Source organism: Eikenella halliae, from assembly GCF_001648475.1.
In the GTDB taxonomy this organism is placed as follows: domain Bacteria; phylum Pseudomonadota; class Gammaproteobacteria; order Burkholderiales; family Neisseriaceae; genus Eikenella; species Eikenella halliae.
Genome location: NZ_LXSQ01000021.1, coordinates 1 through 25,726, shown reverse-complemented (window position 1 = coordinate 25,726; position 25,726 = coordinate 1). Strand labels below are relative to the sequence as shown.

At 59.0% G+C, this 25,726-nt stretch carries 30 protein-coding genes, 1 tRNA gene and 1 pseudogene; 14 read left to right on the top strand and 18 right to left on the bottom strand.

Annotated features, from left to right (window positions below; genetic code table 11):
- The first annotated feature begins 39 nt into the window (after positions 1-39).
- From htpX to A7Q00_RS08885, 4 genes are all read left to right on the top strand, one after another.
- Positions 40-897 (top strand): protease HtpX, encoded by an 858-nt coding sequence (gene htpX, locus A7Q00_RS08900; RefSeq protein ID WP_064090206.1) that lies wholly within the window; start codon positions 40-42, stop codon positions 895-897.
- 114 nt (positions 898-1,011) lie between these two features.
- The gene (locus A7Q00_RS08895) at positions 1,012-1,392 is read left to right on the top strand and encodes a hypothetical protein (protein ID WP_064090205.1); all 381 of its coding nucleotides are present in this window, start codon (positions 1,012-1,014) and stop codon (positions 1,390-1,392) included.
- 238 nt (positions 1,393-1,630) lie between these two features.
- Positions 1,631-1,984, top strand: a complete 354-nt coding sequence (locus A7Q00_RS08890) for a YgiW/YdeI family stress tolerance OB fold protein (protein WP_064090204.1) — start codon at positions 1,631-1,633, stop codon at positions 1,982-1,984.
- 182 nt (positions 1,985-2,166) lie between these two features.
- Entirely contained in the window at positions 2,167-2,532 is a 366-nt protein-coding gene (locus tag A7Q00_RS08885; RefSeq protein ID WP_064090203.1) for a PepSY domain-containing protein, read from the top strand.
- Between the two features lie 319 nt (positions 2,533-2,851).
- Here A7Q00_RS08885 and A7Q00_RS08880 read toward each other — a convergent pair.
- The 5 genes from A7Q00_RS08880 to frr all read right to left on the bottom strand — a co-directional run bounded on the left by A7Q00_RS08880 (position 2,852) and on the right by frr (position 5,591).
- Positions 2,852-2,927, bottom strand: a tRNA-Thr gene (locus A7Q00_RS08880).
- A 12-nt stretch (positions 2,928-2,939) separates the two neighbouring features.
- Positions 2,940-3,500: an elongation factor P gene (gene efp, locus A7Q00_RS08875; protein WP_064090202.1), complete on the bottom strand. Its 561-nt coding sequence runs from the start codon at positions 3,498-3,500 to the stop codon at positions 2,940-2,942.
- A gap of 119 nt (positions 3,501-3,619) precedes the next feature.
- The gene (locus tag A7Q00_RS08870; protein ID WP_064090201.1) at positions 3,620-4,117 is read right to left on the bottom strand and encodes a hypothetical protein; all 498 of its coding nucleotides are present in this window, start codon (positions 4,115-4,117) and stop codon (positions 3,620-3,622) included.
- 81 nt (positions 4,118-4,198) lie between these two features.
- Entirely contained in the window at positions 4,199-4,945 is a 747-nt protein-coding gene (gene uppS / locus A7Q00_RS08865) for a polyprenyl diphosphate synthase (RefSeq protein WP_064090200.1), read from the bottom strand.
- A gap of 88 nt (positions 4,946-5,033) precedes the next feature.
- Complete coding sequence (frr, locus tag A7Q00_RS08860; protein ID WP_064090199.1) at positions 5,034-5,591, bottom strand: ribosome recycling factor; 558 nt, start codon at positions 5,589-5,591, stop codon at positions 5,034-5,036.
- Positions 5,592-5,942: 351 nt separating this feature from the next.
- On the opposite strand from frr, the gene A7Q00_RS08855 reads away from it, so the two are divergent.
- Positions 5,943-6,425, top strand: a complete 483-nt coding sequence (locus A7Q00_RS08855; protein ID WP_064090198.1) for an RICIN domain-containing protein — start codon at positions 5,943-5,945, stop codon at positions 6,423-6,425.
- A gap of 223 nt (positions 6,426-6,648) precedes the next feature.
- The gene (locus tag A7Q00_RS08850; protein WP_023886784.1) at positions 6,649-7,119 is read left to right on the top strand and encodes a Dps family protein; all 471 of its coding nucleotides are present in this window, start codon (positions 6,649-6,651) and stop codon (positions 7,117-7,119) included.
- A gap of 341 nt (positions 7,120-7,460) precedes the next feature.
- Here the strand turns inward: A7Q00_RS08850 and pyrH are convergent, their stop codons facing one another.
- Positions 7,461-8,174, bottom strand: a complete 714-nt coding sequence (pyrH, locus tag A7Q00_RS08845; protein WP_003823146.1) for a UMP kinase — start codon at positions 8,172-8,174, stop codon at positions 7,461-7,463.
- 124 nt (positions 8,175-8,298) lie between these two features.
- On the bottom strand, positions 8,299-9,273 hold the full coding sequence (locus A7Q00_RS08840) for a YheT family hydrolase (RefSeq protein WP_064090197.1): 975 nt from the start codon (positions 9,271-9,273) through the stop codon (positions 8,299-8,301).
- A gap of 269 nt (positions 9,274-9,542) precedes the next feature.
- Between A7Q00_RS08840 and A7Q00_RS08835 the strand changes: the two genes are divergently transcribed.
- Positions 9,543-9,827, top strand: coding sequence for a hypothetical protein (locus tag A7Q00_RS08835; RefSeq protein WP_064090196.1), 285 nt, complete (start codon positions 9,543-9,545; stop codon positions 9,825-9,827).
- A gap of 222 nt (positions 9,828-10,049) precedes the next feature.
- Here the strand turns inward: A7Q00_RS08835 and murA are convergent, their stop codons facing one another.
- Entirely contained in the window at positions 10,050-11,303 is a 1,254-nt protein-coding gene (murA, locus tag A7Q00_RS08830; RefSeq protein ID WP_064090195.1) for a UDP-N-acetylglucosamine 1-carboxyvinyltransferase, read from the bottom strand.
- Positions 11,304-11,619: 316 nt separating this feature from the next.
- On the opposite strand from murA, the gene pheA reads away from it, so the two are divergent.
- From pheA to A7Q00_RS08810, 4 genes and pseudogenes are all read left to right on the top strand, one after another.
- On the top strand, positions 11,620-12,699 hold the full coding sequence (gene pheA / locus A7Q00_RS08825; RefSeq protein ID WP_064090194.1) for a prephenate dehydratase: 1,080 nt from the start codon (positions 11,620-11,622) through the stop codon (positions 12,697-12,699).
- A 133-nt stretch (positions 12,700-12,832) separates the two neighbouring features.
- The gene (locus A7Q00_RS08820; RefSeq protein WP_064090193.1) at positions 12,833-13,228 is read left to right on the top strand and encodes a DUF6636 domain-containing protein; all 396 of its coding nucleotides are present in this window, start codon (positions 12,833-12,835) and stop codon (positions 13,226-13,228) included.
- Between the two features lie 145 nt (positions 13,229-13,373).
- Positions 13,374-13,484, top strand: a pseudogene (locus tag A7Q00_RS14225) (DUF6636 domain-containing protein); the annotation flags it as partial.
- Positions 13,485-13,575: 91 nt separating this feature from the next.
- Complete coding sequence (locus tag A7Q00_RS08810) at positions 13,576-14,523, top strand: asparaginase (protein WP_064090191.1); 948 nt, start codon at positions 13,576-13,578, stop codon at positions 14,521-14,523.
- 81 nt (positions 14,524-14,604) lie between these two features.
- Here the strand turns inward: A7Q00_RS08810 and tehA are convergent, their stop codons facing one another.
- The 8 genes from tehA to A7Q00_RS08770 form a co-directional block, all read right to left on the bottom strand.
- Positions 14,605-15,549 carry a dicarboxylate transporter/tellurite-resistance protein TehA gene (gene tehA / locus A7Q00_RS08805; protein ID WP_064090190.1) on the bottom strand — a complete coding sequence of 315 codons (945 nt, stop codon included), beginning with the start codon at positions 15,547-15,549 and terminating at the stop codon, positions 14,605-14,607.
- Between the two features lie 478 nt (positions 15,550-16,027).
- Positions 16,028-17,446, bottom strand: coding sequence for a type I glutamate--ammonia ligase (glnA, locus tag A7Q00_RS08800; protein WP_064090189.1), 1,419 nt, complete (start codon positions 17,444-17,446; stop codon positions 16,028-16,030).
- A 159-nt stretch (positions 17,447-17,605) separates the two neighbouring features.
- Entirely contained in the window at positions 17,606-18,346 is a 741-nt protein-coding gene (locus A7Q00_RS08795; RefSeq protein WP_064090188.1) for a pseudouridine synthase, read from the bottom strand.
- Between the two features lie 200 nt (positions 18,347-18,546).
- The gene (locus tag A7Q00_RS08790) at positions 18,547-19,095 is read right to left on the bottom strand and encodes a DUF1287 domain-containing protein (protein ID WP_245637557.1); all 549 of its coding nucleotides are present in this window, start codon (positions 19,093-19,095) and stop codon (positions 18,547-18,549) included.
- 285 nt (positions 19,096-19,380) lie between these two features.
- On the bottom strand, positions 19,381-20,160 hold the full coding sequence (gene kdsB, locus A7Q00_RS08785; RefSeq protein WP_064090186.1) for a 3-deoxy-manno-octulosonate cytidylyltransferase: 780 nt from the start codon (positions 20,158-20,160) through the stop codon (positions 19,381-19,383).
- Positions 20,157-20,339 (bottom strand): Trm112 family protein, encoded by a 183-nt coding sequence (locus tag A7Q00_RS08780; protein ID WP_049258544.1) that lies wholly within the window; start codon positions 20,337-20,339, stop codon positions 20,157-20,159. Before A7Q00_RS08780 ends, kdsB begins: the two co-directional genes overlap by 4 nt.
- A 124-nt stretch (positions 20,340-20,463) precedes the next feature.
- On the bottom strand, positions 20,464-21,516 hold the full coding sequence (gene lpxK / locus A7Q00_RS08775; RefSeq protein ID WP_064090185.1) for a tetraacyldisaccharide 4'-kinase: 1,053 nt from the start codon (positions 21,514-21,516) through the stop codon (positions 20,464-20,466).
- Between the two features lie 21 nt (positions 21,517-21,537).
- On the bottom strand, positions 21,538-22,038 hold the full coding sequence (locus tag A7Q00_RS08770) for a dihydrofolate reductase (protein WP_064090184.1): 501 nt from the start codon (positions 22,036-22,038) through the stop codon (positions 21,538-21,540).
- Positions 22,039-22,203: 165 nt separating this feature from the next.
- Here A7Q00_RS08770 and ribH point away from each other — a divergent pair, with 165 nt between their 5' ends.
- The 3 genes from ribH to A7Q00_RS08755 all read left to right on the top strand — a co-directional run bounded on the left by ribH (position 22,204) and on the right by A7Q00_RS08755 (position 24,930).
- Positions 22,204-22,689, top strand: a complete 486-nt coding sequence (gene ribH, locus A7Q00_RS08765; protein ID WP_064090183.1) for a 6,7-dimethyl-8-ribityllumazine synthase — start codon at positions 22,204-22,206, stop codon at positions 22,687-22,689.
- Positions 22,690-22,713: 24 nt separating this feature from the next.
- On the top strand, positions 22,714-23,151 hold the full coding sequence (nusB, locus tag A7Q00_RS08760) for a transcription antitermination factor NusB (protein WP_064090182.1): 438 nt from the start codon (positions 22,714-22,716) through the stop codon (positions 23,149-23,151).
- Positions 23,152-23,469: 318 nt separating this feature from the next.
- Positions 23,470-24,930, top strand: coding sequence for a TrkH family potassium uptake protein (locus A7Q00_RS08755; RefSeq protein WP_064090181.1), 1,461 nt, complete (start codon positions 23,470-23,472; stop codon positions 24,928-24,930).
- Between the two features lie 112 nt (positions 24,931-25,042).
- Here A7Q00_RS08755 and A7Q00_RS13590 read toward each other — a convergent pair whose 3' ends face one another.
- Positions 25,043-25,291 carry a hypothetical protein gene (locus A7Q00_RS13590; RefSeq protein WP_156503788.1) on the bottom strand — a complete coding sequence of 83 codons (249 nt, stop codon included), beginning with the start codon at positions 25,289-25,291 and terminating at the stop codon, positions 25,043-25,045.
- Positions 25,292-25,301: 10 nt separating this feature from the next.
- On the bottom strand, positions 25,302-25,726 hold a 425-nt coding region (locus A7Q00_RS13895), incomplete at its 5' end, for a hypothetical protein (RefSeq protein WP_179946223.1).

Sequence of the window (25,726 nt, the reverse complement as noted above, 5' to 3'; positions counted from 1 at the left end):
CCGAAGGCTACCTGAAACCAAACCACCCAGACCGATACCGTGAAGCGCATAATCCTCTTCCTCCTCACCAATATGGCCGTACTCCTGGCCGCCCGCCTGCTGTTCGGGCTGCTCGGGCTCAATCCGCAAGACATCTCCGGCCTGCTGCTGCTCTCCGCCATCACCGGCTTTTCCGGCTCGCTGATTGCCCTCATCATGTCGAAAAGCAGCGCCAAGCAGGCCGTGGGTGCCCATGTTATCCGCCAGCCGCGCAACGAAACAGAAGATTGGCTCGTACGCGTGGTGGAAGCCCAAGCCAAACAATGGAACCTGCAACCCCCCGAAGTGGCCGTTTATGAGTCGCCCGAGCCCAATGCCTTCGCCACCGGCGCCAGCCGCAACAGCTCGCTGGTTGCCGTGAGCACCGGCCTTTTGCAGGTCATGAACCGCGACGAAGTGGAAGCCGTGCTCGCGCACGAAATGGCGCACGTCGGCAACGGCGATATGGTTACGCTCACCCTGATTCAAGGCGTGGTGAACACTTTCGTGCTGTTTTTCTCCCAAATCATCGCCTCCCTGATTGCCTCCTCCCTGCGCCAAAACCGGCAGCAAGACAGCGGCGGCAACGCCATCCAAACCATCGTCAGCATCGTGCTGCAAGTGGTCTTCGGCTGGCTGGCCGGCATCATCGTGATGTGGTTCAGCCGCCAGCGCGAATACCGTGCCGATGCCGGCGCCGCCAAACTGGTGGGCGCGCCCAAAATGATCTGCGCCCTGCAACGGCTCAAAGGCAGCCAAAGCAGCCTGCCGCCCCAAATGGCCGCCATGGGCATCAACGACAGCACCCTGCGCTCCCTGTTCAGCACCCACCCCACCCTCGACGACCGCATCGCCCGCCTACAACAGCTGAATGATTAAATCGGTTGTTAAGCGGGTTCTGCCAGCCCAAACAATAAAAGGCTACCTGAAAATGCCGACAAGCAATTTTCAGGTAGCCTTTATCATCCAGCCAATAACAAACTCATCCCAACCATGCACTGCTACGAAAAACTCAGCAGCCTTCTCGGCCTAGCCTGCCACCCCGATATGCAAGACTGGGAGCTGGAAAACGCCAACCCGGAGCGTCTGCCCGAGTTCATCCATGCCTACCAAACCGGCGGCTTCTCGCGCCAAGAGCAGCACGCCTTGATGGGGCTCATCCTTGCCTCATTCGATGACTACCTGGCCGCAGAGGCCGTTCCCGATCCGGCAGTCGAACACACCGTTTGCGCCTTGCTGGAGCAGCAATGGCAGGATTTCCAGTCGCTCGTGCGCTATTGGTCACTGATTGATGAAGACATGGATGACAAGTTTCACATCACGCCCATCATGCGGAAACTTTGGGCACGGCATGCCAAGCCGCAGCCCGGATAGCTTCGGCTGATGCAGTGAATTAAAAAACCGTACAACATCAGCCCAACCTGCCGCCTTGTAGCGGCTGTTGTTGATTCGCCAGAAGCGGAAGCCAACACCCACAATGCCGATACGTTTACATTTCTTTTGATTTCCCTAATTTTCCGCTAAGCCTGCCTGCCTATAATGCAAACCATCGATTCAGGCAGCACCGCCTGCCGTGTTTAACCCCCCCCAATCTTGAATAAAGGAAAACACCATGAAAAACGCCCTGCTCCTCACCGCCCTGTTGGCCGTATCTGCCACCGCTTCCGCCGGTTTCTCCGAAAATGGCCAAGCGGCCGCCTCCCAAAACGCCGTAACCCGCGTTTCCGCCCTGCGCAGCGTGCCGGACGACAGCTATGTTACCCTAGAAGGCTACATCGAACGCCAAGTGCGCCACGAACACTACATCTTCCGCGATGCCAGCGGCCGCATCGAAGTGGAAATCGACGACGACGTATGGCGCGGCCTGAACGTTACCCCGCGCGACAAAGTGCGCCTCGAAGCCGAAATCGACCAAGAATGGCGCCGCACCGAAGTAGACGTAAAATCCGTTACCCGCATCCAGTAAGCAAGGAGGCTACCTGAAAGCGAAGCCTCAACGCAGTTAAAACGAAGTACGTTTCTGCGAAGCCAAAATGCCCGTTCCAACAGAACGGCAATGGGCATATTAAGTTTCGTTCGAACTGCCGCCATATTTTTCAGGTAGCCCGTTCCGTTTTCCCCAATCTCCAAACTGTGAAAGGAAAGCCGATGTCCGCACGCAAACCCTCCCTCCTATTGCTGGCCGCCGCCATCATGGCCGTTTCCCTGCCCGCCCTGGCCGACCGCGACGATTACGATGACGATGATCATCACCACCGCTACTCGCAAGAGCATCGGGTACGCCGCGACCACCAGCCCAGCCGCTATCGGCAGACAGGCTATATTTCCAGCACCCGCGCCGCCAATATCGCCGCCCGCCACACCCACGCCCGCGTAACCGACGTGGACCTCACCACCTGGCGCGGCCGGCGCGTGTATGAAGTGGATTTAGACGGCCGGCGCGGCGATTATGAAGTGATTGTGGACGCCCACAGCGGCCGCATCCTTTCTTCCAAATTCGATCCCGACGATTAAACCGTATCGCCGGGCAATCTGAAGGCTACCTGAAATCTGATTCGGCAGATTTTCAGGTAGCCTTTTTGGTGTCGGCAAGCGGCCAAGCTGCCCTTCTATGATGGCCAAACAATTTATAGTGAATTAACAAAAACCAATACAGCGTTGCCCCGCCTTGCCCTATTTCTATACTGCCTGCGGCTCAGCGCCTTGTATTGAATTGAAAGCCCGTTCGGCTTGCCATGCCGGCTGGCATGCAGTATGCCCAGTTTGCGGCAACACCGGCAGCAGGCTACCTGAAAACCGCAGCAAAAAGCCCCGCAAAAGCGGGGCTTTGGATTGGTGCCGGTAAAGGGAGTCGAACCCCCGACCTTCGCATTACGAATGCGCTGCTCTACCAACTGAGCTATACCGGCCAGATTCGGCAATTAGGCACGTTTACGGAATTCGCCGGTGCGGGAGTCGATTTCCACTTTGTCGCCGTTTTCAATGTAGGCCATCACTTGGATTTCGGTACCGCCCACGAGGCGTGCGGGTTTCATCACTTTGCCGGAAGTGTCGCCTTTAACGGCGGGCTCGGTGTATTCCACTTCGCGCACGATGATGGTGGGCAATTCCACGGAAATCGGGTTGCCTTCGTAGAAGGTTACTTCGCACACGTCTTCCATGCCGTCTACGATGAATTTCAGGTTGTCGCCGATGTTTTCGCCTTCGATTTCGTATTGGTTGAACTCTTCATCCATGAATACATACATCGGATCGGCAAAATAGCTGTAGGTGCATTGTTTGCGGTCGAGCTGGATAACGTCGAATTTATCGTCGGCTTTCACGATGGTTTCGCTGTTTGCGCCGGTGAGCAGGTTTTTCAGCTTCATGCTCACTTTGGCAGAGGAGCGGCCGCCTTTGATGTATTCGGTTTTCTGTACCACCATCGGCTCGTTGCCCACCATGAATACGTTGCCGGCGCGCAATTCTTGTGCGGTTTTCATAATTGATATCTCTTTCAGTCAAATCAGGGAAAAACGGAAAACGCGGCATTTTAGCGCAAACGGTTTTGCCTGTCCAAAGTAAAGGCTACCTGAAATTTTCAGATAGCCTTTCGCGCTACTTATTCATAATAACGCCCTAAGTCCAACAAATCGCCCAACAGCGACCAATCCTCTGCTACCGCTGTCTCCTCCCCCAAACGATCTTCCAGCCCCTGCGCGCCGCATTCCAAAAGGGTGAGCGGGTCAAAATTGTACCAGCTGTAGCCGGTTTCAGAGGTGATACCGTAGTGGCGCAATTCATTTTGCAGCTCTTGGCCACGCATGCGGTGCAGCTCGGCTACCTGAAAAATAATCACGGCGCAGGCGTATTGCCACGGATCGCTTGTTTTCAGCTGCTCATCGGGCATCTGGCGGATGAGCAACCATTGTTCGTTAAACGGGGCAGGCGGGGCAGTAAAGGCTTCTTGCAGTAGGCTAAGGCAAAGGGCGGGAGTGCAAACGGCATCCTGTTGGCTTTGCAACAGGGCATAGAGCGCCAGGAGATAGTCTTCGAGATCGCGGTTGGCGAATGATTGGCGGAGGTTTTCGATGTGGATGGAGAATTCACTATAGTGCATAGTATGAGCTTGAGTTGTAGCGCTAAAACAAAGCGGCAACAGGCATCCGCCCATCACCGCCCTACCCGGAAAACCAACTACTCAACCGCGCTGCTGTTCCGGTGGCAGCTGTTCGCTGGTGCGGCCGAAACGGCGTTCGCGCACCCGGAAGGAAGAAATGGCACAGTCGAACTCGGCAGCATCGAAATCCGGCCACAGCGCGTCGGTGAAATAAAATTCGGCATAGGCCATTTGCCAGAGCATGAAGTTGCTGATGCGGGTTTCGCCGCCGGTACGGATAAACAGGTCGGGCTCGGGGGCTTCGGCCAAGGAAAGGCACCGGGAGAGGTCGTCTTCGGTGATTTCGCTTTTGCCTTCGGCAATCAGGCGGTTGGCGGCTTGCAGGATGTCCCAGCGGCCGCCGTAGTCGGCAGCCACGGTGAGCGTGAGGCCGGTGTTGTCGGCGGTAAGCCGTTCGGCGGCTTCGATGCCTTCCACAATCGCGGCGGGGAAGCGGCTGCGGTTGCCGATTACTTTGAGCCGCAGGTTGTTTTGGTGCATTTTGGCTACCTTTCCGCCCAGCGCCTGCAAAAACAGCTTCATCAAAAAGGAAACTTCGTCTTCGGGTCGGCGCCAGTTTTCAGTGGAAAAGGCGAATACGGTGAGGTATTCCACGCCGAGCTCGGCACAGCGGGCGGCTAGGTTTTCCAGGGCGGTAAGGCCGCGTTTGTGCCCCATCACGCGCGGCAGCAGGCGTTTTTTCGCCCAGCGGCCGTTGCCGTCCATAATCACGCAGACATGGCGCGGGATGTTGGTGCGTTCGGGGATGGTTTGGGTGCTGCTGCTCATATGCTTTCCTCGGGCTGGGCGGGTTTCAGGTAGCCTGAGGCGGCACGGGCAAATATATCAGCCCGTGCCGCCGTATCGCTCGGATGGTTTACACCACCATCAAATCTTCTTCTTTATGCTCCAGCAGTTTATCTACTTCGGCGATGTATTTGTCGGTGAGCTTCTGGATCTGCTCTTCGCCGCGGCGGGCATCGTCTTCCGACACTTCTTTGTCTTTCAGCAGTTTTTTGATGTGGTCGTTGGCATCGCGGCGCACGTTGCGGATAGACACGCGGCCGTCTTCGGCTTCGCCGCGCACGATCTTAATCAGGTCTTTGCGGCGCTCTTCGGTGAGCATCGGCATCGGCACACGGATGAGATCGCCCATAGAGGCGGGGTTCAGGCCGAGGTTGGAATCGCGGATGGCTTTTTCCACGGCGGCGGCCATATTGCCCTCATAGGGCTTCACGCTGATGGTGCGCGCGTCGAGCAGGGTTACGTTGGCCACCTGGCTCACCGGCACCATGCTGCCGTAGTATTCCACCTCCACCTGGTCGAGCAGGCCGGTGTGGGCGCGGCCGGTGCGTACTTTGGCTAGGTTTTCGCGCAGCACTTCCACCGAACGCTGCATCTTGGTTTCGGCTGAGGTTTGGATTTCTTTGATCATAGTGTTTCCTTAATTGAGATGTTTTCAGGTAGCCTTCCGGCTGCCACGGCAATAGTACATAACGGGCGGGATACTACCTTGCTTTGCCCGCTGCGGCAAGGTTTTCCGGCTGCCGGGCGCGCCGCCACCATAAACCGTGCATCCGCCTGCTCTCCGGCCGGATAAACCACATCATGATGATGCCGATTTTCCATATTTAATCTTCACTCTGTTAAGTTTTCAGGTAGCCTTCAAACCGCACAAACCGCTTTCCGATCAAGCCGGCATTTGCTAAATTCCACAGCGGCAGATTATGCCATATTCCCTAGCCTTCCTATGCAAAAGGCTACCTGAAACCCCGAGGATCTCCCCATGCGCCGTCTCATCCTGCTCTCCGCCCTCCTCCTCACCGCCTGCCCTCTGCCCTATTGCCCCGTGCGCCCCATCCCGCCCAATGCACCCAAACTCTACACCAAATCCCCAAGCAGCACTGCCATTGCCCGCGAAAAACAATCCGAACCCAAGTTCCCCGAGGGCAATACCATGCGCATCGGCAGCGAATGCATCACCGTCCACAACCGCACCCTCACCCTTCGCCCCTGCCGCAACATGCCCAACCAATATTTCGAACGTATAGTCCGCAACGGCACTATCCGCCAAAACGGCCAATGCCTCACCCAAACCGGCAGCAGCATCACCCTCGAACCCTGCACCGGCAACCGCAATCAAGAATGGTATAGCGACGGCAAGCGCCTGTGCAGCCGCAGCGCCAATGCCCAATGCTGGAGCGTCGGCCAGCACAGCGTGCGCCTGCAAACCCGCAACGATTCGCCCGAACAGGAAGTGCTGCGCTAAAACAGCAGCGAATGCCCACGCTCTCCTTTTATAGCCAATCTTTCAAACATATCAAACATAATAAAGGCTACCTGAAACCTTTCAGGTAGCCTTCTTTTAGGTATTAAAATAAAAAATCAATCAAAAAGCAATTTTTAATTGGAAAAATAAAACAATCAGCACTACAATGGCTGCCAATCAAACAGTAATCCTTTTTCCCAACTCTGTTTAATAAGGAGCCATCATGAGCATCAACATCGGTATCAACGAAACCCAACGTCAAACCATCGCCCAAGGCCTGTCTAAAGTGCTGGCCGACACCTACACCCTCTATCTGAAAACCCATAACTACCACTGGAACGTGGAAGGCCCGATGTTCCACAGCCTGCACACCATGTTTGAAGAGCAATACAACGAACTGGCGCTGGCCGTGGACGAAATTGCCGAACGCATCCGCGCGCTGGGCTTCAAAGCGCCGGGTTCCTACAGCGAATTTGCCAAGCTCACTTCTATCCCCGACGGCCAAAGCAGCAACGATGCCCCTGCCATGATCCGCGAGCTGGTGGAAGGCCAGGAAACCGTGATCCGCACCTGCCGCGAGTTGTTCCCCGCAGTGGACGAAGCCAACGACGAACCCACCGCCGACCTGCTCACCACCCGCATGCAAACCCACGAAAAAACCGCCTGGATGCTGCGCGTGTTGTTGCAAAAATAAGCCGGTTTGCCCAATACACCAACGCCCGTTATGGCAACGGGCGTTTTTTTGCGGCACGATAAAGCTGGCCGGAGCAAGATGGGCAAAGGAGATTGAGCTTCTGCGGAAGCCAAATTGGGGTTGGGCGGATTTTATAGTGAATTAACAAAAATCAGGACAAGACGACGAGCCGCAGACAGTACAGATAGTACGGCAAGGCGAGACAACGCTGTACTGGTTTTTGTTAGTTCACTATATGTTGGTGTTTTTCAGGTAGCCTCTCCCCCTGCAACAGGCTACCTGAAACCCAAAACATCAGGCCGCCTCCCATTGAGAAGCGGCCTGCAATCTTGCCAATTCAATCAAATATGCACCAAAGTGCCTTCGTCTTCGCCCAGCACCACCCGTTTGAGCGCGCCTTCTTTGGCAATACCGAACACCACGATGTTCAGTTTGCGCTCGCGGCACAGCGCCAAGGCAGTGGCATCCATTACTTTCAGGTTTTTCACGATGGCTTCGTCAAACGTGATGTCTTGATAGCGCGTGGCCGAAGCGTCTTTTTTCGGGTCGGCGGTATACACGCCGTCCACATTGGTGGCCTTGAGCATGATGTCGCAGTTCATTTCCGCACCGCGCAGCGCGGCGGCGGTATCGGTGGTGAAGAAGGGGTTGCCCGTGCCGGCGGCGAAAATCACCACTTTGCCTTCTTCCAAATATTGAATGGCTTTGGGGCGGGCATAGGTTTCGGCAATCTGCTGCATGGAAAGCGCGGATTGCACGCGCGCGGGCTGGCCGAGGCTTTCAAACGCATCTTTCAAGGCCAGGGCGTTCATCACGGTGGCGAGCATGCCCATGTAGTCGGCAGTGGCGCGATCCATATCGCTGGCCTGCGCAGCCACGCCGCGAAACAGGTTGCCGCCGCCAACCACCACGCCCACTTCCACGCCCATTTTGGCGATTTCCACAATCTGCCCGACAATGCCCATAATCGTGGTGCGGTTGATGCCGAAGGCATCGTTACCCATCAATGCCTCACCGGAAAGTTTCAATAAAACACGCTTATAGCGGATAGTCATGGCAGCCTCTCTTCATGGTTGGAAAATTCAAACGGCAGGCATTATACGCTCTTTCGGCTGCGTCGGTTGGCTGATTTTGGCAGTTTATTGATTCAAGGCTACCTGAAAAATCTGCCCGTATTTTTCAGGTAGCCTGTGCTGTCGCGAGGTCAAAATAGCGCAACACGGTATCCGGCAGCCAATCCAAATCAGCCGTGCCGGGAAAGCCGGCGTGGCCGCCGTATTCGGGCTGGAGCAGGGTAACGCTTGGCGACACGTCGCTCGCCTGCGGCAGCGATTCGGCGGGGATGAAGGGGTCGTTGAGCGCGTTCAAAATCAGGGTGGGCACGGCGATTTGGTGCAGCAGAGGTTTGGCGCTGGCGCGGCGGTAGTAGTCGGCGGCATCGGCAAAGCCGTGCACGGGGGCGGTGAAGGCGTTGTCGAAATCGGTGAGGTTGGCGGCGGCTTGCACGGCAGCGGCGTCAATCTGCGGGAAACGGGCGGCGCAAGCAGCGGCTTTGGGCAACAGCGAACGCAGGAAATAAGGCGCATACAGCAGTTTGCTCACGCCCCGCTCCAGCCGATGCGAGGCGGCGGTTAAATCCAACGGCGCGCTCACCACGGCGGCGGCCTGCGGAATGGCACGGCTGCCCTGCTCGGCCAGGTATTTGGCCAATGCGTTGCCGCCCAAAGAAATGCCGACGGCGAAGATGCGCGGGTAGCGCGAATGCATTAATTGCAGCATGTGCGCAACTTCGGCGCTGTCGCCGGAGTGGTAAAACACGGGCGCGCGGTTTTCCACGCCGCCGCAGCTGCGGAAATGCGCCACCACGCCGTGCCAGCCGTGCCGTTGCGCGGCAAACATCAGGGCGCGGGCATAATGGCTGGCGCTGCTGCCTTCCAGCCCGTGAAACAGCATCAACATCGGGGCATCGGGGCGTTTGCCGTCCACAAAATCGTAGGCCACTTCGGTAGCGCCCAGGCTGTCGGGCAAAAGTTCGCGCCGGTAGGCCGGGCTGCCGATGCGCACCAGCTTCGGCCAAATGCTCTGCAAATGCCCGCCGCGCAGCCAAAACGGCGGCCGGTAGGCGGGCAATTGGGGGGATTTGTTTCGGTTCATGTGCGGCAATCCATTGAAAATATTAAACCGGCAGCGCTCCTCCGGCTATCGCCTGTTTGGAAACAGGCAGCAGATTCTTCGTCCAACCCGCTTATCTGCAAAGAAATTTTCTCAACTGCCCGCGCCGCGCCTGCCTGCAAAACGCGACACTTCCGCCGCCGCTGCGGGTAAAAAAAGCAGCCCAAGCGTTGTCAAACCGCGCGCCGATATAGTAGAGTGGTTTCACAGCTGCCGGCAACGGCGGCCATTTTCCACAGGAGAACCTAACTATGCAACGCAAATTAACTATTCTGATGCTGGCCGTGCTGCCGCTTGCGTCCGCATGGGCCGGCGATGTAAAAATCGGCAACGACTCTTCCGGCCTGCCGCCGGAATTGGTGCAAAACTTGGCGCAAACATCCAAATCCATGGGTGTGAAAGAGCCGTTGAATATCAGCACCCGCAGCGAGGGCGGCGTGCGCTATGCCGTGGTATCCGGCACTTCCGGCACCACTTGCCGCATCAAACTGTCCAACGGCAACCCGCCCACCATCTTGGGCTTGTCCTGCCGTTAATCCAAACCGGAAAAGATTGGAAAACAGCCCGAATATCGGGCTGTTTTTGCTTCCTGATGCTTGAGGCTACCTGAAAACCCTACGGTTGGTTTTTCAGGTAGCCTTTGCTGTATAGTGAATTACATTTAAACCAGTACAGCGTTGCCTCGCCTTGCCGTACTATCTGTACTGTCTGCGGCTCGTCGCCTTGTCCTGATTTTTGTTAATTCACTATAAAAGTGCCTACTGTTTCAACCGTTCGATTTTCGCGCCCACTTTGCTCAGCTTCTCTTCGATATGCTCGTAGCCGCGATCCAAGTGGTAGATGCGCTCCACGATGGTGTCGCCGTCAGCCACCAAGCCGGCAATCACCAGGCTGGCCGAAGCACGCAAGTCAGTGGCCATCACGGTGGCGCCGGAAAGCCTCTCCACGCCTTTTACCAGTGCAGTGTTGCCCTCTGCGCTGATTTGCGCGCCCATGCGGTTGAGCTCGGGCACGTGCATAAAGCGGTTTTCAAAAATGGTTTCCACCACTCGGCTGCTGCCCTCGGCCACCGCGTTCATCGCCATAAACTGCGCCTGCATATCGGTGGGAAAGCCCGGATGCGGCACGGTGCGCACGTCCACTGCCCTCGGGCGCTGCGCCATTTTGATTTCAATCCAGTTTTCGCCGGTTTGGATGTCCGCCCCGGCTTCCACCAGCTTGTCCAATACCGCCTCCATGGTTTTCGGCGCGGCATTTTGCAGGCGCACCTGCCCACCGGTCATGGCCACGGCGCAGAGGAAAGTGCCCGCTTCAATGCGGTCGGGCACCACGCTGTGGGTGCAGCCGTGCAGCTTTTCCACGCCTTCGATGGTCATAGAGGGCGTGCCGATGCCGCTGATTTTCGCGCCCATTTTCACCAGGCATTCGGCCAAATCCACCACTTCCGGCTCCACCGCGCAGTTTTCCAGCACGGTGGTGCCTTCGGCCAGCGTGGCCGCCATCAGCAGGTTTTCCGTGCCGCCCACGGTCACCATGTCCATCACCACGCGCGCGCCTTTGAGCTTGCCGCGCGCCTTCACATAACCGTGCTCGATCACGATTTCCGCGCCCAGGGTTTCCAGCCCTTTCAAGTGCTGGTCCACCGGCCGCGAGCCGATGGCGCAGCCGCCGGGCAGGCTCACTTCTGCCTCGCCGAAACGCGCCAGCGTAGGGCCGAGCACCAAAATGGAAGCACGCATGGTTTTTACCAATTCATACGGTGCGCAAGTATTGTTTACCGTGCCGCCGTTGATTTTGAATTCGCTCACGCCATCGCTTTCCACTTCCGCGCCCATACCTTGCAGGAGTTTGTGCGTGGTTTTCACATCAGCCAGCATCGGCACGTTGGTCAAATGCAAAATATCTTCAGTTAAAAGCCCGGCGCACATCAGCGGCAGGGCAGCGTTTTTCGCGCCGGAAATCACGATTTCGCCGTGCAACGGGCCGTTGCCGGTAATTTTCAGTTTGTCCATGTTTCAGTTGAATTTCTTTAATCTTTAGGTTGAAGCGGCCGCCTCTAGCAACAAAGGCTACCTGAAAACGCGGGATTATAAACGTTTTACCCTAGCCTTAGGCAGCCTTTGCCCAACTTTTCCCGCAACGCTTTTCAGGTAGCCTCCCGCCCGCTTAAAGGCTACCTGAAAACATTCAGCCCCACACCAACACCCCGTTTTTCTGCGCTATAACAAGCTCACTTCACTTCCGCTGTAGCCTTGGCCCAACTGGTATCAACAAGACGCCAATCTGCTATACAATCAGCCCATCCCCAACCCGCACAAAGGCCGCGCCATGCCAGACCAATCCCTTGCCCCCCACCGCCAGGCCATCGACGCCATCGACGCCGAAATCCTCAGCCTGCTCAACCAACGCGCCGCCCACGCCCGCGCCATCGGCGAGCTCAAAGGCACCGGCATCGTCTACCGCCCCGAGCGCGAAGCCCAAGTGTTGCAGCGCATTCAAAGCCTGAACCAAACCGCCGCCGGCCTCCTGCCCGACGAAGCCGTCGCCCGCCTGTTCCGCGAAATCATGAGCGAATGCCTCGCTGTAGAACGCCCGCTCACCATCGCCTACCTCGGCCCCGAAGCCACCTTCACCCAACAAGCCGCCGTGAAGCACTTCGGCCACGCCGCCCGCACCCGGCCCTGTCCCTCCATCGACGAATGCTTCCGCCTGGTGGAAGCCCGCCAGGCCGATTATGCCGTCGCCCCCGTGGAAAACTCCACCGAAGGCCCGGTCGGCCGCACCCTCGACCTCATGGTTTCCACCCCCCTGCGCGCCTGCGGCGAAGTGCTCCTGCGCATCCAGCATCATTTATTGCAGCAGCCCGGCGCTAACGGGCAGCCGGAAAAAGTGTATGCCCACGCCCAAGCGCTGGCTCAATGCCACGAATGGCTCAACCGCCACCTGCCCCACGCCACCCGCATTTCCGTGGCCAGCAACGCCGAAGCCGCCCGCCTCGCCGCCGCCGAGCCGCAAGCCGCTGCCATTGCCGGCCAGGCCGCCGCCGAGCATTACCATCTGGCCAAACTCGCCGCCAACATCGAAGACGAGCCCAACAACACCACCCGTTTCCTCATCTTCGGCCACAACCGCACCCAGCCCTCCGGCCACGACAAAACCTCCCTCATCGTCTCCGCCCCCAACCGCCCCGGCACCGTACACCGCCTGCTCCAGCCCTTCTCCGAGCACGGTATCTCCATGACCAAGCTCGAAAGCCGCCCCAGCCGCGCCGGCCTGTGGGACTACGTCTTCTTTATCGACATCGAAGGCCACACCGACAGCCCCCAAATCCAGCCCGCCCTCGAAGCCCTCGCCGAACGCGCCGCCTTCGTCAAAATCATCGGCGCCTATCCGCAGGCCGTGCTGTAAATTTTCAGGTAGCCCTTGGCCGCACCGAAGGCTATCTGAAACCAAGCTTCCCCAGCCATACCCGCTTCCACCCAAACAAACCTTGGGATAGAATTACCGCTCCTTTCATTTGATAACTTATCAGGAGCAATCCATGCGCACCCTACCCTTTGCCGCCGCAGCCCTTCTGCTTGCTGCTGGCTTTGCCCAAGCCGAAGGCTTCCGCAGCCCCAGCGGCAATGTTCACTGCGTGCCCGGCGACGCCCCCGGCGCGGTAGAATGCGAAATCCGCGAGCCTGCCCGCCCCATCCGCCCCAAACCGCGCGATTGCGAGCTTGATTGGGGCGGCCGCTTCAGCCTTTCACGCAATGGTGCCCAAATCGTATGCGCCGGCGACACCATCTTCAACGACGAACACCGCGTGCTGCCCTATGGCCAAACCCTGCGCGGCAACGGCTGGCAATGCACCAGCAAAACCACCGGCATGACCTGCTCCAACAGCCGAGGCCAAGGCTTTGAAATCAGCAGCCGCCGCCAACGTTTGTTCTAAACCCGAACTTAACGCAAATAAAGAAAGGCTACCTGAAATGCCCAGCTCCGCAAAAACCGCAGAGTCCACTTTCAGGTAGCCTTTTGCCGTATCGCCGCTTCCCCGCAAGGCAGCTTTCTGCCAGGCAAAGCCAAACGTATACGGACAAACCCTGCGCGGCAACGGCTGGCAATGCACCAGCCAAACCAGCGGCATGGTTTGCATCAACAGCCAAGGCCACGGCTTCAAAATCAGCCGCCGCCAACGTTTGTTCTAAGCCCATAAAGGCTACCTGGAAACCGCCAAGCCCGTTTGGCCGCATTTTCAGGTAGCCTCTCCCGCCCACCTTCTTTCCCGGAAAAGCCAATATGCAAAAAATCTTCGTCCTCTACACCGGCGGCACCATCGGCATGAAGCCCAGCCCCAACGGCCTCATTCCCGATGCCCAGCTTGCCGAACAAGCCCTGCAGCCCTACGCCGAACAAGCCGTGTTCCACTGGCATATCTGCCAACCCCTGATCGACAGCTCCAACATCACCCCCCAGCATTGGGCCCAATGGCTCGCCATCCTGCAAGCCGCCCTGCCCGAGCACGACGGCATCCTCGTCTTGCACGGCACCGACACCCTCGCCTACACCGCCAACCTCCTCGCCCTTGCGCTCGACAACGGCGGCAAGCCCATCGTCCTCACCGGCGCGCAAAAGCCCTACCACGCCGCCGATAGCGATGCCCCCGCCAACCTGCAAACCGCCGTCTCCGCCCTGCAAAACCCCCAACTGCACGGCACCGTTATCGCCTTCGGCGGCCGGCTCTACCCCGCTATCGGCAGCAGCAAATGCAGCACCGAGCTCGACCAAGGCTTCGACAACGCCCACTTCAACACCTGGCAGCCAAACACCCCGCCCCGCCGCCTCAGCGGCCTGCCCATCCGCTTCAACCCCAACGCCCGCGTGTGCAGCCACCTGCTCACCCCCGGCAGCAGCCCCGAGCAAATCGCCCACAGCCTGCGCCACTTCCCCCAAGAAGCCGCCATCCTGCTTTCCTACGGCCAAGGCCACGCCCCCGCCAACCCCGAATTGCTCGCCGCCGTGCAACACTTCACTCAAAACGGCGGCCTGTTACTCAACATCAGCCAAGCCCACCACGGCCGCACCGGCACCGCCTACGCCCAAGGCAACGCCCTGCGCCAGGCCGGCGCAGTGGGCGGCGGCAAATGCAATATCGAAACCGCCACCGCCCTCATGACCCTCGCCGCCGGCAACCACTGGACGGCCGAGCAGCTGCAACAGGCTTTAGTGCAATTGGATTTGCTCTGACACCTTCCTCCGCTACAAAAAGGCTACCTGAAACCGTATCAACCGTTTTCAGGTAGCCTTTACAACAAGGACATAAGCAGCCTAACGCACCAAAAACCGCCCCTGCCACACCAAATACAGCGTTCCCGCCAACAACAGCGCCACCCCGGCCGAGCCGCTTAGCGCCAATGCTGTGCCCAGCCATATCATCTTGCCTGCGGCCAGCAGGTGCAGCCCGCAGCCGCACATGGCCGCCAAGCCGAACGAGAAACCCCACCAGCTCATGCTAAACCCGCCCTCGGCAAACCAGCCCAGCAGGCGCAGCAAAAGCAGAAACTGCAAACAGCCATAGCCCATCAAGGCCAGCGCAAACAGGTCGATGGCGCCGCCGTTCACCACAAAATACGCCCCGCAGCCCACAAAAGCCGGCGCAAGCTGGATGCCCACTATCCCGCGCACCTGCGGCGCAATCTCCGCCTCCGTGCGCAGCCTGCCCAAAATCGCCGCCTCCAGGCTAAACCAAGACAGCAGCCCCGCGCCGAAAAACAACACCGCATAATCATGCAACCCGAGCACGCCCAGCGCCGTGGCGCTCACAAAATTGGTGGCCACCGTAGGCAGATAAATCACCGGTGTGGTGGCGGCCAAGTTATGCAGCCCGCGCCACAGCCCGGCAGCACGATACATGGCAAACGCCAGCTGCCCGGCAATGCCGGCATACACCAGCACGCGTGCCGCCCCGGCGGCATAGGGCAGCCCGGCAATGCCTGCCAAGATGGTGGTAATCGGGATGGCGCTGAGAAAGCAGCATTGCACCAAATCGGTTAAATCGCTTAAAAACTCATCGCGATAAGCCAATATCTTGCACACATAAGCCGCCACCAGCACCAGCCACACTACAAACGCCGCCGCCAGCAGCCCCTCGCCCGGCCAAGCCGGCATCAGGCCTGCCACTGCGCCGTAGCGCCACGACAAACCCAATGCGAACAAGCCGATAGTGGTGCTGAAATAACTGAGCGGAATCGGAAATTTGCGGCGTGCGCCCATGATGTGTCCTTTTCTTGCCGGGATAATTTAAAACAGGCGGCATCATACTGCCATTCTCCTGCTCCAAACCATCCGATTTTGCTCAATCTGCCGCCATTTTGTCTCGCCCATCCGCAAAATAAAGGCTACCTGAAACATTCAACAGGCCGCAGCTTGGGCAAATCTAGCAAGCCGAATCGGTTTTCGGTATAAGGCGGCGGGCTGCAGGCAGTACGGAAATATAGTGAATTAACAAAAATCAGGACAAGGCGGCAAGCCGCAGACAGTACACACGTTACGGCAAGGCGAGCCAACGCTGTACTGGTTTTTGTTAATTCACTATACGGCAAGGCAAACCCATGCCGTAGCGAAAGTTGCTTCGCTCCATGGCACAAAAAGGCTACCTGAAAACGAGCACGCGGGTTTCTGCGAAGCCAATTTTTCAGGTAGCCTTTTATCGTATGGCAAGGATTAGTGTGCCATTAAATTTTTGCCCGCCTTACAGCGAATAATACATTTCAAATTCCAGCGGGTGCGGCGCCATGCGGATGCGGCGCACGTCTTCTTCTTTGAAGGCGATGTAGCTGTTGATCCAGTCTTGGCTGAACACGCCGCCGCGCAGGAGGAATTCGTGGTCGGCTTTGAGGGCGGCCAGGGCTTCTTCCAAAGAGGCGCATACGGTCGGCACGAGTACATCCTCTTCCGGCGGCAGGTCGTAGAGGTTTTTGTCGGCCGGGTCGCCGGGGTGGATTTTGTTTTGGATGCCGTCCAGCCCGGCCATCAGCAACGCGGCGAACACCAGGTAGGGGTTGGCGGTGGGGTCGGGGAAGCGCACTTCGATGCGGCGGGCCTTCACGCTGTGCACGGTGGGGATGCGGATGGAGGCGGAACGGTTTTTGGCGGAATAGGCCAGCTTGGTGGGCGCTTCAAAATGCGGCACTAGGCGTTTGTAGGAGTTGGTGGAGGGGTTGGCGATGGCATTCAGCGCTTTGGCGTGCTTGATGATGCCGCCGATGTAGTAGAGGGCGGTGTCGCTCAAGCCGGCATAGCCGTCGCCGGCAAACAGGTTTTGGCCGTTTTTCCAAATGGATTGGTGCACATGCATGCCGCTACCGTTGTCGCCCATCAAGGGTTTGGGCATGAAGGTGGCGGTTTTGCCGAAGTTGTGCGCCACGTTGTGGATCACGTATTTCATGTCTTGGGTTTGGTCGGCACGGTGAACCAAAGTGCTGAATTTGGTGCCGATTTCCATCTGGCTGCCGGTGCCGACCTCGCCGTGGTGCACTTCCACTTCAATGCCGATTTCCTGCAGGATGTTGACCATGGCGGAGCGCAAATCCTGCCCGGCATCCACCGGCGCCACGGGGGCGTAGCCGCCTTTCACCATCGGGCGGTGGCCGGTGTTTTGACCGTCCAGATGCAGGCCGCTCGACCAGGCGGCGCTTTCGGAGCTGATTTCGAAACGGGCTTTGTGCATATGGGTTTCAAACTCAATGCCGTCGAACACGAAAAATTCGGGCTCGGGGCCGAAATAGGCCGTGTCGCCCACGCCGCTGGCTTTCAAATAGGCTTCGGCTCGGCGGGCGATGGAGCGCGGATCGCGGTCGTAGCCCTGGCCGCTGGCCGGGTCGATCACGTCGCAAGTAAGCACCACAGTGGCATCATCATAGAAGGGGTCGATGAAGGCAGTGGCCGGATCGGGGCGCAGCAGCATATCGGAGGCCTGAACGCCCTTCCAGCCGCCGATAGACGAGCCGTCGAAAGCCTGGCCGTTTTCAAACCATTCTTCCGGGTCGTCCAGCACCACGGCGGCGGGCACGGTGAAATGGTGCTGTTTGCCTTTGGTGTCGGTGAATCGCAAATCAACGAAACGGACATCGTTTTCTTCAATCATGCGGACTACATTGCTGATGGACATGGTGGCACTCCTTAAATATGCGGGGATAAAATCAAGCGGGCATTTTGCCACAGCCGCCGCCCGAGCGTATATAGCAAAAATCAAAAAAGGCTACCTGAAAATTTGCCTTTGCAGAAGCCTGCGTGCTCGTTTTCAGGTAGCCTTTTTATGCTACTCCCGTTAAAACCGCTCGTGCGGCGCCAGATAGCGCCACTGCCCCGGCGGCAGCGCGCCGAGTTTCACCTTGCCGATGCGGATGCGCTTGAGCCCAACCACGCGCAGCCCCACCAGCTCGCACATGCGGCGGATTTGGCGTTTTTTGCCCTGTTTCAGCACAAAGCGCAGCTGGTCTTGGTTTTGCCACGACACCTTGGCCGGCCGCAACGCTTCGCCGTCCAGCTTCAGGCCGTGGTTCAACAGGCGCAGGCCTTCTTCGGAAAGTTTGCCCTTCACGCGCACCAGATATTCTTTTTCCACGCCGCTGTTTTCGCCGATCAGGCTTTTGGCCACGCGTCCGTCTTGCGTGAGCACGAGCAACCCGACCGAATCGATATCCAGCCTTCCGGCGGGGGCGAGGCCGTGGCGGTGTGCCGCTTTAAACTTTTGCGGGCTGCGATCTTCCGGCCAATGGTTGGCTGCGGTAACCAGTTCGGCAGCGCTGCGGTAGCCTTTTTCGGCCTGCCCGCTCACGAAGCCCACCGGCTTGTGCAGCAGGATGGTCACCCGCCCGGCCTGTTCTTCGTGCGCAGCGCGGTGCAGCTCGATGCGGTCGCCCGCGCCCACCTTTTGACCGAGCACGGCTTTCTCGCCGTTCACGCTCACCCAGCCGCGCTCGATATAGGCATCGGCTTCGCGGCGCGAACAGAGGCCGAGCTCGGCCATGCGTTTGGAAAGGCGGACGGTGTTGTCGGGTGTGGTCATATTCGTTTCTTTGTTAGGCAGATTTTGATTTCAGGTAGCCTGCTCGGCGCGAAGAGGCTACCTGAAAAACAGGAATGGCAGCTCAAGCGGTTTTCAACTTTACAGGAACTCAGCCTTAGCTTAGCCAAACATCGCTTTCAGCTAGCCTCGCGGGCAAGCGGCTACCTGAAAACAGCATCGGGCTTGGCCGCGCCGCCACTTCACGGCGCCCTATTGGCGGGCTGCCGGAAATGGCCGGCGATTTCGTGGCGGAACAGGATGTTCTCTTCGCGTGTGCCTGCGCCGATATTGTGGATAATCAGCGGTGTATCACCCTGTTTGCGATTGGATACGATGCCGATATGCGGCAGCCCTCTGCCCGCCAGCCGCCAGGTAACGATATCGCCCGCGCGGTATCCGTCTTGCACCGCCCAGCCGTGCCGTGTGAAATAAACCTCCAGATTAGGCACACGGCGGTGGTCGATATTCGGATCGGGGCGTTTCAGCCCCCAGCGGTTCGGGTAGGCGGAAAAATTCGCTTTCATGTCTTGGTGAACCAGTTGCTGCAAGTCTATGCCCTGCTGCCGCAGTGCGCGAATCACCACATCGGTGCACACGCCTTTCACTATCGGCACATCGCCCATCGGATAATCCAGCGCAGTATAGGCGGGGTCGTAGCGCACGGTTCGGCCGATTTGGCTGCGGGCGGCGCGGACGACGGGTGGCGCCTTATCCGCATTGCCGATATGTTCCGATGCGGGCGGCGGCATGGTTTCAGGCAGCCGAACCGTTTTGGCGCGGGCGGCGGGCTTTTGCGGCGGGCGGGTGGTGTTCGCAAAATAAGCGGCAGAGAGGGCAACGGCAATCAGGAGGGCGGCGAAACCAACGCGGCGGAGCAAACGCATAACTCAACTCCTTAAAATCGGTCATTCAAGGCGGAGGCAAGCCGTCTCGGGAGAACAGGCTACCTGAAAGCGCAAGCTTCAACGCAGTGAAAACCATATAGGCTTTGCTCGGCCGGACGATTTGTTTTAACTTCGTTGAAGCTTGCGCTTTCAGGTAGCCTCTTCGGGATGCCGGGCAAACCAATCGCGCACGCGTTGCAAATCTTCGGCGGTGTCCACGCCGGTGGCGGGGGCGTTGTCGCACACGGTTACGGCGATTTTGCCGCCGTGCCACAACACGCGCAGCTGCTCGAGCGATTCGATACTTTCCAACGGCGAGGGCGGCAGGCCGACGTATTGGTGCAAAAAGCCCACGCGGTAGGCATACAGGCCAATGTGGCGCAACGGGGCGAAGCCTTCGGGCAGCACGGCTTGCGTTTCGGCGAAGGCGTCGCGCGGCCAGGCGATGGGGGCGCGGCTGAAATAGAGGGCGTTGCGCCGCTGGTCGAGCACCACTTTCACGCAGTTGGGGTTGAGAAACTCGGCAGCGTCGGCAATCGGGTGGGCGGCGGTGGCCATTTGCGCGCTGCTGCTGCCGAGCAATTCGGCGGTGCGGTTGATGAGGGCGGGATCAATCAGCGGCTCGTCGCCCTGCACGTTTACGGCGATGTCTTCATCGGCCATACCGAGCAGCAGCGCGGCTTCGGCCAGGCGGGCGGTGCCGCTGGCGTGCTGTTTGCCGGTGAGCACGGCTTCGATGCCGTATTCGGAGCAGGCGGCGGCAATGGCGGTGTGGTCGGTGGCCACGACGACGCGCTGCGCCTCGCTCAGCTTGGCGCGCTCGGCCACGCGCACCACCATGGGTTTGCCGGCAATATCGGCCAAGGCTTTTTCAGGTAGCCTGCTGGAGGCCAGGCGGGCGGGGATGATGACGGTAAACGGGGTGCTCATGCGTGCAGCTCTTCTTCGGTGAGGGGGCGGGCTTCGTTTTCCAGCATGATGGGGATGCCGTCGCGGATGGGGAAGGCCAGCTTGGCTTGGCGGCTCCACAATTCTTGGCGGCCGGCATGGTATTCGAGCGCGCCTTTGGTGAGCGGGCAAACGAGGAGGTCGAGGTATTTTTTGTCCATGGTTTGGGGTCTCCGGTTGGTTGGGTTGGCGCGGCGGGTATCGGGCGCGAACGCCTGTTGGCAAAACTGCTTGCGCTGTGAGGCTGCCCGAAACTTTTCCGCGCGGCCTGCCGAGCCGCTGTTTTCAGGTAGCCTTTCCGTTTTCAGGTAGCCTGTGTTCCCTATCCGGCAGGCAGAGGCGGATTACGGCCTGCACCAAGGCTTCCGGCAGTTCGGCGCGCACGGGCAATACCCATACTTCCTGCGCGGTATCGGCGGCGAGCTTCACTGCGTCTTTCTCGGTAACGATGTAGCAATCGGCCGCGGGCAAATCGGCAATCTGCCAGGCGGCGTGGTCAGGCAGGGCCATTTGCCGTTGGGTCTCGATGCCCAGCCGCGCCAGTTCGGCAAAAAAACGTTCGGGTTTGGCGATGGCGGCGGCGGCGATAACGCGGCGCTGTTTCATGTAGCCTTCAGGCAAGGGTTCGTGCGGGCGGTGCAGACGGTAAATCTGCCCGTATTGCAGGCGGCTGCGGCAAAGCAGCACGTTATCCGGCAGCGCCCAATCCGGCTCGGGGCTGTCGGGCGTGCTGTTGGCGAGCAGCACGGCGTTTACGCTTTCCAAGCGCTGCAACGGCTCGCGCAAATTGCCGTTGGGCAGCAAATCCAGCGGCCGTCCTACATCGGCGGCGGGGAACACGGCCAGCTCGAAATCGCGTTGCAGGGCGTAGTGTTGCAGGCCGTCGTCGGCAATGATGATTTGCACTTCGGGATGCGCGGCCAAGAGCGCCCTGCCCGCTTCGGCACGGCGGCTGCCCACGGCGGCGGGGGCGCCGGTGCTGCGGTGCAGCAGCAGCGGTTCGTCGCCGGCCTGCGCGGCGGTGCTTTGGCTGTTTAACACGTGCACGCCCTGCCCGCTGCGGCCATAGCCGCGGCTGATGATGCCGGGGCGTATGCCGCGCTCTTGCAAGGCGCGCACCAAGGCCTGCACCACGGGGGTTTTGCCGCTGCCGCCAGCCTGCACATTGCCCACCACCACCACCGGCACGGGCAGCTTTTCGCTGTGCCACCGGCCTTTCAGGTAGCCTTCGCGCCGCCACGCCGCCAACAGGCCGAACAGCCGCGCCAACGGCCATAAAATCGGCGTGAGCAACGGGTTGGGCGTTTGCCAATGGCGCTCGATCAGGCGGTGCAGCATTTTTCAGGTAGCCTCAATCTTTCAGCTAGCCTGCCGGGCGCGCCGGTAGTGCACGAAATCGAAGCGGATGCCGTTGGCGGCAGCGGTGTGGCTGCTGCGTTCAACCTCCTGCCATTCGGCGGGGGCAAAGGCGGGGAAAAAAGCGTCGCCGTCGATATCCAAACGCACTTCGGTGAGGCGCAGATCGGTGGCCAGCGGCAGGGCTTGGGCGTAAATCTGCGCACCGCCCATGATGATGATCTCGGGCACGTCGGCCAGCACGGCCAGCGCGGCATCTAAGCTGTCGGCACGTTCTGCGCCTTCGGCCTGCCAGCGCGGCTGGCGGGTAATCACGATATTGCGGCGGCCGGGCAAAGGTTTCTTGGGCAGCGAATCCCAAGTTTTACGACCCATCACCACGGGTTTGCCCAAGGTGTAGCGTTTGAAAAAGGCGAAATCTTCGGCGATATGCCAAGGCATGGCGTTGCCGCTGCCGATGCAGCGGTTGTCCGCCACGGCGGCGATAAGGGTGATGGTTGGCATGGGAGGCTACCTGAAAACGGAAGGGGCAAAACGCCGCCATTGTAACGCAAGCCATCTTCCTTCACAGCCCCAAAACGTGCGCTTTGGTGTAAAATCCGCTTTCTTTGCGGCGCATGCCGCTTTTGCTTATTTCACGACAACTTTCACTACAACGGAGCAGCGGACATGACCATTATCCCCCCCAACCACGACGGCGCAGGCCTGAATATCGGCATCGTACAAGCCCGTTTTTCCAACGAAATCGGCAGCGCCATGCTTGAAGTGTGCACCGAAAAACTGGTGGAACTGGGCGTGCCCGACGGCAACATCACCGTAGCCACCGTGCCCGGTGCGCTGGAAGTGCCGCTGGCGCTGCAAAATATGGCGCAGTCGCACAGTTTTGATGCGCTGGTGGCCTTAGGCGCGGTGATTCGCGGCGAAACCTATCATTTCGAATTGGTGTCAAACGAGTCTGCCGCCGGCATCAGCCGCGTGGGGCTGGATTTCAACATCCCCATCGCCAATGCCGTCCTCACCACCGAAAACGACGAACAAGCCCACGCGCGCATCCAAAGCAAAGCCGCCGAAGCCGCCGTGGTGGCGGTGGAATGCGCCAACCTGCTGCGCCGCCTCAATCCGGCCGACAACAACCTGCCCGATGCCATCGTGTAGCCCTTGATTTCAGAAAGCCGAGTAATGAAACCGAAAAACCGCACCCCGCGCCGCCGCGCGCGCGAATTTGCCGTGCAGGCGCTGTATCAGGCCGCGCTCAACCAGCTGCCCGATGCCGAAGTGGCCAAAAACATCCGCGAAAACGAATACTTCGCCAAGGCCGACAACGAGCTCTTCACCGCCATTTTCTTCGGTGTGCAGGCCAAACGCCGCGAGCTGATGCAGATTATCCGCCCGCTGCTCGACCGCGACGAAAAAGACCTCAGCCCCATCGAATGCGCCGTGCTGCTGGCCGCCGCCTTCGAGCTGCGCGAGATGCCGGAAACGCCCTACCCCGTGATCATCAACGAAGCGATTGAAGTTACCAAAACCTTCGGCGGCATCGACGGCCACAAATTCGTCAACGGCATTTTGGACAAACTGGCGGCCGAACTGCGCCCCAACGACCCGAAACGCGCCTAATCCGCCCCCGTTCGCCCAGGCCGCAGGCTACCTGAAACCGCCGTATCCGTTTTCAGGTAGCCTTTGGTGTTTTATCGTGAATATGAATAAAAACAAACTGTAAAACAGGCTGAAGCACCCGCCAGCTATTTTTCAGGTAGCCTCAGCCGCCGCCGCGCCATCCCGTTTAAACAGGTATAGTGGATTAAAATAAGAATGGGACAAGGCAGCGAGCCGCAGACAGTATGAGCAATACGGCAAGGCGAGCCAACGCTGTAGCATCCTTATTTTAATTCACTATAAAATACCGCCGCATAGGCTACCTGAAACCACACCTCTATGTATTACAAACTCGCCCCCATCGCCCACGTCCTCTCCCGCCTCGGCTTCGTATTTTCGCTGCTGCTCTTGGCGCCCACGCTCGTGTCGTATCTCTACCAAGACGCCGCCTTCTGGGTGTTTGCCGACACCGCAGCCGCCACCATCTGCGCCTCCGGCATCATCTGGCTCATCACCCGCAGCCATCAGCGCGAGCTGCGCACCCGCGACGGCTTCACCCTCGTTTTCCTATTGTGGGTGGGTTTTGCCGTGGTCGCCTCCCTGCCGTTTTATTGGTATCTGCCCGGCATCAGCTACACCGACGCCTTCTTCGAAGCTATCTCCGGCCTCACCACCACCGGCGCCACTGTTTTCACCAACCTCGACAGCTTCCCCCCCTCGCTCAACTTCTGGCGCCACCTGCTCAACTGGGTGGGCGGCATGGGCATCATCGTATTGGCCGTAGCCATCCTGCCCATGATCGGCGTAGGCGGCACCCAGCTTTTCAAAGCCGAAATCCCCGGCATCCACAAAGACAGCAAGCTCGCCCCCCGCATCTCCCAAACCGCCAAAAACCTTTGGTTGATCTACGTTTTCTTCACCCTCATCACCTGCCTCGCCCTGCGCCTGGCCGGCATGAGCTGGCTTGATGCCGTGTGCCACGCCATGTCCTGCATCGGCCTGGGCGGCTTCTCCACCCACGACCAAAACATCGCCTATTTCGATTCCGTGCCCATCGAAATGATTTTGTCCGTCGGCAGCATCATCGCCGCCATCAGCTTCACCAACCACTACTACGCCTTCCGCCAACGCAGCCTCAACGCCTACCGCCGCGACAGCGAAGTGCGCGTGATGATTACCACCCTGATTGCCAGCATCATTGCCTGCGCCCTCTACCTGTGGCACAAAGATTTCTACCCCGATTGGTCGCACGCCCTGCGCTTCGTCGGCTTCAACTTCATCTCCATCGGCCTGGCCAACGGCTACGCCAACACCGACTTCGCCGCCTGGCCGCTGCCCGTGTCCCTCTGGATGTTTTTCCTCGCCAACATCCTCTCCAACGCCGGCAGCGCCGGCGGCGGGCTCAAAACCATCCGCGCCATCGTCTTGTTTAAATTCAGCCTGCGCGAAATGATGCTGCTGCTGCACCCCAACGCCGTGCACACCGTAAAAATCAACGGCATGCACATCGCCGAGCGCACCGCCATGACCGTGCTCGTGTTCACCGCCGTTTACTTCCTCACCATCATCTTCGCCACCTTCGCCCTCATGGCCACCGGCCTCGACTTCGTTACCGCCCTCACCGCCGCCACCGCCTGCATCACCAACGCCGGCCCCGGCCTCGGCAGCGTCGGCCCCGCCGGCAGCTACGCCGAACTAGCCGCCGTGCAAAAATGGCTGTGCGCCGCCGTCATGCTGCTCGGCCGCCTGGAAATCTTCACCGTATTCATGCTCTTCACCCCCGCCTACTGGCGCAAATAGTGTTCGGCGGTTTCAGGTAGCCCTTACCATGGCAGCCGTGTAGGGTGCGGAAGCACGCAGCAGCAGTAGGTTGGGTTAACCCAACAAATAAAAGTGTGAAATGTTGGATTTATCAACCCAACCTACGCCCTGCCGAAAAAAGGCTACCTGAAAAATGAATTTCAGGTAGCCTGCCCATTTGCGGGGTGTAGGGTGTGTGCAGAATGCACGCACGCGGCTGGAATAACACGGGCAACTTGGCATAACGGGCAACGGCGTGCGCGCCTGCGGCGCACACCCTACACGCCCCCCCAACAGCAGCTGATAAATCGGATGAAAAAAGGCTACCTGAATTTTCAGGTAGCCTTTGCGTTGCAGACAAGCGCGGCGGTTTAAAAGCGCAGGCCGGCGCGGATGCCAAAGCTGTGCGAGTGATCGCTGGTCGAATCAAAATGTCGGCCGGCATGATCGCTAGCATCGGTTTTAGAATGGTCGTAGCGGTAGTAGGGGCCGAAGGTCAGCGCCAGATTCGGGGTGAATTGTTTCTGCGCGTCCACGCCTAAACTAATGCTGTAGCTGCTGTCCTTGTGCGTTTCATCCGGCACATGGGGATAAGCCTGTGACCATTTGGTTTCAGTTCTTTCACGCAGGCTGACCTGCGCTTCGCCCCACGGGGTGATGCTCCAGCCACCGCCCAAATCCTGCTCATATTCCACCTGCGCTTTCAGGTATAGGCCGCTTGAATCGTTGTCCACGATATTCGGGGCGTGGACGGTGCGGTGTGCGCGGGCGTTGCTATTGTTGGAAAAGTAACCCA